The sequence below is a fragment of the Psychroflexus sp. S27 genome (genome assembly GCF_002810405.1).
Lineage (GTDB): Bacteria > Bacteroidota > Bacteroidia > Flavobacteriales > Flavobacteriaceae > Psychroflexus > Psychroflexus halocasei_A.
Map to the genome: position 1 here is coordinate 16885 of NZ_NEXQ01000025.1, position 11595 is coordinate 28479.

At 33.0% G+C, this 11595-nt stretch carries 9 protein-coding genes; 4 read left to right on the forward strand and 5 right to left on the reverse strand.

Annotated elements, in window-relative coordinates; genetic code table 11:
- Positions 1–8 precede the first annotated feature (8 nt).
- The 4 genes from CAP47_RS10385 (at position 9) to CAP47_RS10400 (ending at position 7425) form a co-directional block, all read left to right on the forward strand.
- The gene (locus CAP47_RS10385; RefSeq protein ID WP_100776568.1) at positions 9–695 is read left to right on the forward strand and encodes a TIGR00730 family Rossman fold protein; all 687 of its coding nucleotides are present in this window, start codon (positions 9–11) and stop codon (positions 693–695) included.
- A gap of 80 nt (positions 696–775) precedes the next feature.
- Entirely contained in the window at positions 776–1930 is a 1155-nt protein-coding gene (locus CAP47_RS10390; protein WP_192869987.1) for a T9SS type A sorting domain-containing protein, read from the forward strand.
- 9 nt (positions 1931–1939) lie between these two features.
- Positions 1940–4744: a metalloprotease gene (locus CAP47_RS10395; protein WP_100776570.1), complete on the forward strand. Its 2805-nt coding sequence runs from the start codon at positions 1940–1942 to the stop codon at positions 4742–4744.
- Positions 4745–5016: 272 nt separating this feature from the next.
- Positions 5017–7425: a thiamine pyrophosphate-dependent enzyme gene (locus CAP47_RS10400; RefSeq protein ID WP_100776571.1), complete on the forward strand. Its 2409-nt coding sequence runs from the start codon at positions 5017–5019 to the stop codon at positions 7423–7425.
- A gap of 68 nt (positions 7426–7493) precedes the next feature.
- Here the strand turns inward: CAP47_RS10400 and CAP47_RS10405 are convergent, their stop codons facing one another.
- Genes CAP47_RS10405 through CAP47_RS10425 form a run of 5 tightly spaced genes read right to left on the reverse strand, consistent with a single transcriptional unit; the run spans position 7494 to position 11570 of the window.
- A complete protein-coding gene (locus CAP47_RS10405) occupies positions 7494–9044 on the reverse strand; it encodes a PH domain-containing protein (protein ID WP_153043516.1) in 1551 nt (516 codons plus the stop codon).
- Complete coding sequence (locus CAP47_RS10410) at positions 9019–9567, reverse strand: PH domain-containing protein (protein ID WP_192869988.1); 549 nt, start codon at positions 9565–9567, stop codon at positions 9019–9021. Before CAP47_RS10410 ends, CAP47_RS10405 begins: the two co-directional genes overlap by 26 nt.
- Positions 9560–10165 (reverse strand): hypothetical protein, encoded by a 606-nt coding sequence (locus CAP47_RS10415; protein WP_100776574.1) that lies wholly within the window; start codon positions 10163–10165, stop codon positions 9560–9562. The genes CAP47_RS10410 and CAP47_RS10415 overlap by 8 nt, the downstream gene beginning before the upstream one ends.
- Positions 10166–10200: 35 nt before the next feature.
- Positions 10201–11031, reverse strand: coding sequence for a 1,4-dihydroxy-2-naphthoyl-CoA synthase (locus CAP47_RS10420; protein ID WP_100776575.1), 831 nt, complete (start codon positions 11029–11031; stop codon positions 10201–10203).
- 11 nt (positions 11032–11042) lie between these two features.
- Positions 11043–11570, reverse strand: coding sequence for a cysteine dioxygenase (locus CAP47_RS10425; protein WP_100776576.1), 528 nt, complete (start codon positions 11568–11570; stop codon positions 11043–11045).
- Positions 11571–11595 lie beyond the last annotated feature (25 nt).

Here is an 11595-nt window from a genome sequence, read left to right on the forward strand (position 1 = left end):
TAAAAGACATGGTGACTAAACATTATAAAAACTGGAACGAAATAAAAACAAACGACAGCTGGGCTTTGTTTAAAATAATGAGTGAATTTGTTCATGGCTATGAACGAATGAGCGAAATTGGGCCATGCGTCTCTGTTTTTGGTTCTGCCAGAATGAAACCTGGTGACAAATATTACGAACTAACTGTCAAGGTTTCCGAGAAAATTGTCGAAAAAGGTTTCGGCGTGATCACTGGCGGAGGTCCTGGCATCATGGAAGCTGGAAATAAAGGCGCTCATCAAGGTGGTGGTACTTCTGTTGGTCTAAATATTGATTTACCTTTTGAGCAGCACGACAACCCATATATCGATAAAGATAAAAGCTTAGATTTTGATTATTTCTTTGTTAGAAAAGTCATGTTTGTCAAGTATTCTCAAGGATTTGTTGTGATGCCTGGTGGTTTTGGAACTTTAGACGAATTGTTTGAAGCAATCACACTTATACAAACGCGTAAAATCGATAAATTTCCGATTATTCTTGTAGGCAAAGATTACTGGAGTGGTTTATTAGATTGGATCAAGAAAACCTTGAGTGATGATTACGCAACAATCAATCCTGAAGATTTAGATTTGATACAGCTTGTTGACTCTGAGGAGGAAGTTGCTGAAATACTCGATCAATTCTATGATAAATTTGATCTAAGTCCTAATTTTTAATGAAAGTTAAGCTTCAATTTATATTAAGTTTATTCATAGTTTTTTCGTTTCAAAGCTATTCGCAAGAGACGATCAAAACGATGTTTTATAATTTGCTTGATTTTTCAGAAGCGCCACCTACTGACAGATCCGACATTCTCAATTCGATCTTAGCAAGTTATGATCCTGATATCTTTATGGTGTCAGAATTACAAACTGAAGCCGATATGAATTTAATCTTAAATCAATCATTTGATTATACTGAACAATCAGTTTCTTCTGCGCCTTTTGTTTACAATACATCTGGTTTTGGAGGAAATTTACATCAACTTGTATTTTTTAAAACTGAAAAAATGCAGCTTATGGAAACTAATCAGATTCAAACAAATATTAGAGATATCAATCATTACAAATTTCAGATGAACACAGCTGATGAAGAAATGCTTCATGTTTTTGTTGCTCACTTTAAAGCAGGACAATATGAAAGCAATCAGCAGGAACGGTATTTTGAAGCTACGAAATTTGTCAATTATATTTCTGATTTAGATGCTGATGCTAATATTATTTTCGGTGGCGATTTTAATTTTTATTCTCCTACTGAAGCAGGTTTCGTGACAATACAATACGGAACTTTAAACACAGATATGCTTGATCCGTTAAATCGTGTTGGCGAGTGGCACAACAACGCCACATACAGCGATGTGCATACACAGAGTACAAGGAGAAGTAACGGCAATTTCGGAGATCATGGTGCTGGCGGTGGTTTAGATGATAGATTTGATTTTATTTTTATTTCAGATAACTTAGCTGAGCAAACGAACAACATCAGATATGTTGAAGATACTTATCAAGCCTACGGAAATAATGCAAATTGCTTTAATAACAATATTAACTATATCAATTGTACTGGAGATTTTGATCAGGATTTAAGAAATCTACTTTATGATATGAGTGATCACTTACCTGTTGTGATGAGTTTAGAAACTGATTCAAACTTTTTGAAAGTCAAAAATTATCAAATCAAAAATAACGTCTCTCTTTTAAGTGGAAACTTAGTTGATGATATGGTAGATTTTAAGTTCAATTCTTCACTTATTGGCAAAAAAGCATATATTTATAACAGTTTAGGTCAAAACTTAGGTGGTTTTACAATAAATAACACTTTTAGAAGTTATGACATCTCAGCCTATCCAAACGGAATTTATATGCTTAAAATAACTGATTTAGAAGGTCACATCAAGATAATCAAACGCTAAAAAAACCAAATGAAGCATTTTATATTTTGCTTTATTCTGGGAATAAGCCTGACTTATGGTCAACACCATAAAATAACGGCTGACATTGTTGTGTCTAAAAATTTAAAACGTTTAGATGTCAATTCTCAAATCGATTTTGTCAATACGACTAAAAAAAAGCTTGATACACTTTATTTTTATGATTGGAATAATGCCTTTTCTGATAAAGATAGTCCGCTTGCAAAACGATTTGCTGAAGAATATGCCAGAAAATTTCATTTCACTTCTAAAGAATTAAGAGGCTACACTCAACTGAAGGATTTTTACGTAAGCTCACAAAATACAAACTGGTTTTATAAAGAAAATCAACCCGATATACTTTTCATTGTTTTAGAAAAACCACTAGAACCTGAAGATTCCGTAAACCTTCAACTCAATTATCATCTCAATATTCCAATACAAGGCCTGGTTAAATCAGGATGGTCTGCTGATAAATTAAGGCTAAAAGACTGGCTTATTACACCTGCAAAACATCAAAATGATTGGGTTTTATATAGCAACAAAGCACTTGATGATTATCCAACTCAATTCTTAGATTATAATTTGAACTTTGAAATTCCTAAAGGTATCTTTTTGAAATCTAGCTTTGACATGACTGAACTTCAAATAAGTTATCAAAAAAATAAATTTAAACTTTCAGGTCAACAAATTTTAGACAATGATGTTTATTTAACGAGAAGAGATGAGTTTTCTTCTGTTAAAACAGATTTAGTTGAAGTCATATCAAATTTAGAGTCAGAATCTGTTCGTCCAGAAATCAAGGCATTAATAACAGATAGAGTTGCCTTTTTCTTGAATGAAAACATTGGCAAATTCCCACATCCAAAATTATTGGTTTCTGAACTCGATTATAGCCTATCTCCTGTTTATGGCTTAAATCAATTACCAAGTTTTATCAGACCTTTCCCTGATGGTTTTCAGTATGATGTCAAACTTCTCAAAACGATGACGCTTAAATATCTGAAAACAAAAATCGCGATAAATACAAGAAAAGACAAGTGGTTCATCGATGCTTTAACAGTCAAATTGATGATAGATTACATCGATAAATATTATCCAGACATGAAGCTTTTAGGCAGCTTTAGTAAGTTTTTTGGTGTTCGTTGGTTTCATGCCTCAGACTTAATGTTTAATGACAGATATAGATTCATTCATGAAACAATGATTCGACAAAACCTGAAGCAACCTATTGACATGCCTCAAGACGAAATGCTTAAATTTAACAGGCAGCTTTCGAGTCCATATCAAGCAGGTTTAGGTCTTAAATATTTAGGCGATTATATTGGTCAAGAAAACTTAAATCAAAGTATTCGTGAGTTTTTTAAAGAAAAGAATTTAAGCCATGCTTCGTCAGAATTATTTCTAAAAACATTAGAAAAAAACACAGATAAAAATATAGCTTGGTTTAAAGATAACTATCTTAACTCATACAAAGACATCGACTTTAAGGTTGGAAGAGTTTCAAGAAATGATCAAGGTTTTGAAGTTGAAGTTATCAATAAAACAGAAAGTCCTATGCCAGTTAAATTAGGACTTTATAAAGATGATGATTTCATTAAAAGCATCTGGATTGAAGATTTTAAGTGGCATTCAAAAACTTTACAGGTCAATACGCCTGAAGCAAACAAATTTATGGTTAATTATGATTATAGTTTGCCAGAATATAATGCTAGAAATAATATTAAACGCAAAAATAAAATCTTTAACAAACCGATTCAAGTCCGTTTATTAGAAGATATTGAAGATCCAGAATACAATCAAGTATTTGTAATGCCCGAGTTTACTTACAACCTTTATGACGGTATTGCTATTGGTTCAAAAATTTACAACACCTCTCTCCTACCAAAAAATTTTAGCTACGATATTGGTCCGAAATATGGTTTTGGGAGTCAAGCCGTTGTTGGCTCAATTAGTTTTGATTACACACAATATTTTAAACAACAAGATTTGTTTAGAATAAGATATGGCGCAAGCGGTTCAAGATATTCATATAACACAGACTTGTTTTACAAACGTTATTCTGCATTTATGCAAATGGCTTACAGACCAACAGATTTAAGAAGTAATAAACGTCATTATTTAACTTTGAGAACTGTTAATGTCGATCAAGATGAAAGTGAAACCGTTGAAACAGAAGAACCAAATTATAACGTTTTCAATATTACTTATGCTTTTCAGGATAAAAACCTGGATCATTTCTTTACGACTCAAATTGATTACGAAATTTCAAAAAAATTCAGTAAAGTCTCAGCATCCGTAAGGTATAGAAAGCTTTTTGAAAATAACAGACAAATCAATATCAGATTATTTGCAGGATTATTTTTATATAATGACACCAACGATTCTGATTATTTTAGTTTCGGAATCGACAGACCTTCAGACTACATGTTTGACTACAATTACTACGGAAGAAGTGAAGATGACGGATTATTTAGTCAACAATACATTCAAGCGGAAGGAGGTTTTAAATCTATATTTGAAAACCGATATGCTGATCGCTGGATAGCAACATCGAATGTGAGCACAACCATCTGGAACTGGATTTTTGCTTACGCAGATTTAGGCTTCCATAAAGACATGGGAGAATCTGCTAACTTCATTTATGATTCAGGCATTCGTTTAAATTTAGTCGAAGATTATTTTGAACTCTATCTCCCTATTTATTCAAATAATGGTTGGGAGGTTTCTGACAATCATTATGATGAAAACATCCGTTTTATTGTCACATTAGATTTTAAAACACTTTTAGGACTTTTTAAAAGAAAATGGTATTAAAGTCAATGAAAAATACCGTTAATCATTTAACATAAAGATTTATTTTTTGATAGTGAATATCACAAAACATGAACTTAAAAACTTCAATTAGAATAAATTCCGAGACTTATCTTCGTTAAAAGATAATCATGAAATCGTTAAATTTGATGTAAAATTACTAACAAAAAGTCTTCTGACTAACATTTATTCAAAAATCATCAGTCAAACCAGCTTTTAGTACTTGATTATTTACTACATTTTTCTTACATTCGCAAGAACTAAAATTCATACGAATGCAAGACGTCGCACAAAATAAAGATATTTCATTTGAAGACTTCAAAAAAGAAGTTTTAGAAGATTACAAAATTGCTGTCACAAGTCGTGAATGCAGTTTATTAGGAAGACGCGAAGTGCTTACAGGTAAAGCAAAATTCGGGATCTTCGGTGATGGGAAAGAAGTACCTCAACTCGCTTGGGCAAAATCTTTTAAAAACGGTGATTTCAGATCTGGATATTACCGTGACCAAACATTTATGATGGCTATCGGCCAACTGACAATAGAACAATTCTTTTCTGGCTTATACGCCAACACTAATATTGAAGATGAGCCAATGTCTGGTGGCCGCCAAATGGGTGGACACTTTATGACACACAGCTTAAATGAAGACGGCTCATGGAAAAATCTCACTGAACAAAAAAATTCAAGTGCAGATATTTCTCCTACTGCTGGGCAGATGCCAAGACTTTTAGGTCTTGCACAAGCTTCTAAAATATACAGAAATGTAGAAGGTATTGACACTGAAAATTTCTCTAAAAACGGAGACGAAATTGCTTGGGGAACAATCGGGAATGCCAGCACGAGTGAAGGCCTTTTCTGGGAGACATTCAACGCAGCTGGAGTCTTACAAGTTCCTATGGTAATTAATGTTTGGGATGATGAATACGGAATATCTGTTCACGCAAAACATCAAACTACAAAAGAAAACATCTCTGAAATACTAAGTGGATTTCAAAGAAATAATAAAGATAAAGGTTACGAAATCATCAAAGTAAAAGGTTGGGATTACGCAGCATTAATCGATGCTTACCAAAGAGCTGAAAAAATAGCACGAGAAGAGCATGTTCCTGTTTTAATACATGTTATTGAATTAACTCAGCCGCAAGGTCACTCTACTTCTGGCTCACACGAACGTTACAAAAGTAAAGAACGTTTAGAGTGGGAAACTGAGCATGACTGTAATTTAAAGATGCGCGAATGGATGATTAGCAAAGGAATTGCGACTGATGAAGAATTAAGCGATCTTGAAAAATCAATCAAAAAAGAAGTGCGAGATGGAAAGAAAGCTGCAGTTAAAGCTTTTGGAACGCAAGCCAAAACTTTCAAGAAAGAAGCTCTAGAACTTCTTGAAGATTTAGAAAATACTTCAGATGAGAGTGAGAAAATTCAATCTTTAATCAACGGATTAAAAGAAGATACAAATACAATTAAAAGTAGAATTTTTGCTGATTGCCGAAAAGCTTTACGTTATGTTCGTCACGAACAAAACGAAGTAAAATCAAATCTAATCAATTGGCTAGAAGATTTTAGTCAGAAAGTTCAACCTGATTATAGCCAACATTTATGGAGCGACTATGAAGGAAGTGCAAAAAACATTGCTGAAGTTCTTCCTGCATATGATGACAACTCAGAAGAAGTTGATGCAAGAATCATTATGCGTGATAACTTTGATGCAATTTTCAAAAATAAACCTGAGACTTTAATTTTTGGTGAAGATGCTGGTGAAATTGGTGATGTTAACCAAGGTTTAGAAGGACTTCAGGAAAAGTATGGAGAACTCAGAGTCTCTGATGCTGGAATCCGTGAAGCAACAATATTAGGTCAAGGCATCGGGATGTCATTAAGAGGTTTAAGACCGATTGCTGAAATCCAATACCTCGATTATTTATTGTACGCATTACAAATCATGAGTGATGATTTAGCAACAACACTTTATAGAACTAAAGGCAAACAAAAATCGCCATTAATTGTAAGAACGCGTGGTCACAGACTAGAAGGTATTTGGCACTCAGGTTCACCAATGGGCGGAATTTTACATCTTGTTCGTGGTATCAATGTACTTGTTCCTCGTAATATGACTAAAGCTGCAGGTTTTTATAACACAATGCTAGAAAGTGATGAGCCTTCTTTAATTGTTGAATGCCTAAATGGTTATAGACTAAAAGAGAAGTTACCATCCAATTTAGGTGAGTTTAGAACACCTGTCGGTCAAGTTGAAACAATACGTGATGGTCAAGATATAACAGTTGTTTCTTATGGTTCTACGCTAAGAATTATAGAGCAAGCCGCTGAAGAATTAGCTGAAATTGGTATTGATATCGAATTGATAGATGTACAATCTTTATCACCTTTTGATTTAAATCACGACATCGTTAAAAGCGTTGAGAAAACAAATCGTTTACTAGTTATTGATGAAGATGTACCAGGAGGTGCTTCTGCTTTTATTTTACAAAAAATTATCGATGAGCAAAATGCTTATCAATATTTAGATAGTAAACCTCAAACGTTGACAGCTAAAGAGCACAGACCTGCTTATGGAACTGATGGAGATTACTTCTCTAAACCATCAGCAGAAGATGTTTTTGAGAAAGTTTATGCGATTATGCATGAATTCAATCCTCAAGAATTTCCAGCGATTAGATAAGTTATAAAACCTATTTATATACTGCTTAAAGAGCTTTGGTTTTTAAGAATCAAAGCTCTTTTTGTGTTTTAAATCCATTCTTGTTTTGAAGATTCAATTTTAAACATCAAGTAATTCGTTAGTTTCTGAATATTTTTAGCATCTAAATACTTAACCTTCAAACTTCCTGATGCGGTATAAATTGTTAAGCTTGATAGACCTCTTCTTTTCTGAAAAACACTTTGGCTCACTCTTATTGATTGAATTTTATAAATTTCTAAATATGTTGTTCTGGTTCCAATGATGCCACTTCCAATTTTTAGTATATCATCAGAGAATGAAACATAAGATTTTTTGACTCTCAGATAAGAAAATACAGCTAATAATACTGATAAAAAAAGCAAGATGATAAATGAATAAATAGAAGATTGATACCAAATAAACAGTAAGATAAGAGCGATCATCGTAAAAAACAGACGAGACAAATCAACACGAAGTCTAAAAAGCTGACATTTCAATTTTATAAAAGATTGTTCATTTAAAACTCTCCCATTGAATAGAATTTTAAAAAAAAGTTTCACATAATCAGCAGGTAATCCCACCAAACCAATTTTATTCTTCTCTGAAGTTTCTTCTGCACTCGCTTGACTCACAAAAGCATTTTCAAAACCAAAAAGTTTTCTGACAGGGTTTGTTCTAAATTCTAAGGTTTGCACTTTTGAAGATTTCAAAACTTTTTTAAATCGATTAAAAAGACCATACTCAACTTCATAATCTTGATCAAGCTCTATAACTCTGAGATTAAAATACTTGAGGATGGTAAATATGGCCGTGACTATAAATCCGATTGCAATAAAAGCAAAAACAGCTAAAAAGACCAACAATAATTGACCGGTGAAATAATGATTGTTTGTCGTAATTTGTTCAGTTAAAAACTCATCATAATTTTGCTTATGAAAATCTGAAAAAGTATTAAAGGCGTAAGCTATGAAGGCTAAAACAAGACTCAACCCTTTCAAAATATTCGAACTCAAACCGACTTTTAATAATTCAAAAAAACCGAGTTGAAATACAACAGTTTCATTATATTTTAAATTGTTATTAAGCTTATCCTTTCTTTCGTCTTGAGAAACAAATTGATCATCCAAATCATCTTCCGACAGCTTTTCATGCTTTCTGACCAACAATAATCTTTTAAGTTCTTCAGCATCTTCTTTTCGCAAAGCTCTTATTTGAACTTCAGCTTTTGATTCACCAGCTGTTTCAATATCTAAACCAACAACGGATAATATTTGTTGTAAGAAATTCTGTTGTAAATTAATATTTTGAATACGATCAAAAGGAATTTCTATTTCACGCCTTTTAAATAAGCCTTTGTGAAGATGAAAAGCATCATCAGAGATATAAAATGTATATTTTCTGAAAAGCACATAGGTATAAATAAACTGAAGAACGACTAAGGCAATGAGACCCAAATAAAAATAAAGAATGTAATCTCTAACACTTTCACTGACAAAAGGCAACGCAATTAGATATATATTTTGTTTGATGCGTTTGATTAAATCAGCAAAAAACATTAAAAAAACACCATTAAATGACTGATGTCTAGATTCTCTAAAGTTGTTGGTTTCCTTCCTCAACTGATTCGTTTTTGTGCATCACAATAGCCTTAAGCCTTCGTGATGTTTGCTCATCTAAGCCTTTAATTTTTAAATCTCCAGATGAAGCTCCTGCAGTATAAAATATCACTTCATATAACTTAAACCATTTCAAAATCAGGTTTTGGCTGACTTCAACATGCTGAATATTTTTAAAAGGGACTAGCGTTTCTTTATGGTATAAAAAACCTCTTGCGTAATATAAATCATGCTCTCTCACCCCAACTTGACGTTTGTGAAAGCCCATTTCAATTTCAATAAAGGAAATTAAAAAAATAACAAACGGGACACCTAAAACCAAAATGAGGTTTATCATTTGAATATTAGACAAAAAATAAATAAGTCCAGCGGCTGTAAGATAAAGCACAAAAAATAAAAGTAAACGAGAGCGTAAAAAAATAAGGTATCGTTTGTTTAGACCTTGAGTGTCCACTGCCTTGAAATCAGGCAAATTGGAAATATCTAATGAGACATTTTCAAATTCCTGATCTGTTATATTATTCAATGATGTCAATGCGTTTAGCGTTTTTATATTTAGCTGTAAAAACATCATCAAAACCCATTTTTTCGAGTGCTGATCTTAGTTTTTGAGCTTCTTCTAAAGTTTGAAATACCCCGATAGAATATGAGTTTAAATAATAATTTTCATCACCTCTCAAAACCAAGAAATCTTTGGAAAGTGTCGGAACTTCATAGCGTTCAAACGCGCCAACTTGAACTGAGAAATAAGTCTCAGGTTCTTTAAAATCAACAGAGCTTTGCTTCTTCTCCAATTGACTTTCTAAGATTGAGATTTCTTGCTTAAGATTTTCATTTTCTGATTTTAAGGAGACAAGTTCCTCTTGTTGAGAGGTTTCTGTTGTTGCTTTTTCACTAGAAATTCCTAATGTGGATGGGCTTGTATAAGCCAAGGCTATCACCACCAAAAGAAGAATTAATAATATAACAGCGATTGTTGTTGCTGTGCGTTTTTTGTTTTCAATAGCTTCATTTTCTTTCTGCTGTCGCTCAATAGCCGCATCTCGCTCAGCAATTTTTTTTTCATAATCAGCTGATTGATTTTTATATTTTGCTAACTCTTCTTCTGTTAAAATTGGTGACATATTTCATGTATTTGATTAACAAATATACTTAAGTTTTAAGGAATCCACTTCTTTTCAAAGTTTGGTTTTCTTTTTTCTAAAAATGCATTGCGTCCTTCTTTAGCTTCTTCAGTCATATAAGCTAAACGAGTTGCTTCTCCTGCAAAAACTTGTTGACCAACCATTCCGTCATCAGTTAAGTTCATCGCAAATTTGAGCATTTTAATTGATGTTGGTGATTTTGCCAAAATCTCTTGTGCCCATTCATAAGCTTTGTCTTCAAGATCTTCATGAGGAATAACGGCATTGACCATTCCCATTTCATAAGCTTCTTGAGCTGAATAATCTCTTCCTAGGAAAAAGATTTCTCTCGCTTTTTTCTGTCCAACCATTTTAGCTAAATATGCAGATCCATAACCACCATCAAAGCTTGTTACATCAGCGTCTGTTTGCTTAAAAATAGCATGTTCTTGACTTGCTAAAGTTAAATCACAAACAACGTGAAGTGAATGTCCACCACCAACAGCCCAACCAGGTACAACTGCGATGACAGCTTTAGGCATAAAACGGATTAATCGCTGTACTTCTAGAATATTTAGCCTATGGTAACCATCATTACCAACATAACCTTGATGTCCTCTGGCCTTCTGGTCACCACCGCTGCAGAAAGAGTAAACACCATCTTTGGAAGAAGGGCCTTCAGCACTTAATAAAACAACGCCTATTGACGTATCTTCATTGGCATCATAAAAAGCTTCGTAAAGCTCTTTTGTTGTTTGCGGACGAAAAGCATTTCTCACATCAGGGCGATTAAAAGCAATTCTTGCAACACCATTGGATTTCTTGTAAGTGATATCCTCAAACTCTTTAACTGTAGTCCAGTTCATATTAAATGATATTAATTATCTAAAATTTTTCCTTCGTAAGAATAATACTTCAGGTCTTTATCCTTAAACTTTTTTTCCTCTTCATCATAAACCTTGCACTCATCAATTGGCGAAACGTATAAATGTAAACTCATGGATTTATCATCTGCAATATTTTCTAAAGAATGGTATCCCATGTGATCATTCATATAAGATAAACGAGATTCTGACATTTTAGAATCATCCGTTTTTTCAATTGAATCTCCATTTTCTTTAAAGCGTTTTTCACGCAATTTCCCTTCAGCTAAATAAACCCAACATTCTTCTCCATCATGACTATGAATAGATGTTTTTTGACCTTTATTCCAACATAACAAAAGCAACTCAAAATCTTGAGTTCTCATGATGCAGTTTCTCGTGTATGTTTGATCAGAAAAATGAGCGTACGCACTCAAATCTTCTGGTGAAATATCCATATTTTTTGCAATTTGTACATAATCATTTCCTTCACATTTTGGGAGTTCCTCTAAAAGTTGGTTTAATGATGTTATTTGTTTCAAAGCAATTTGTTTTTAAAAAATTTTA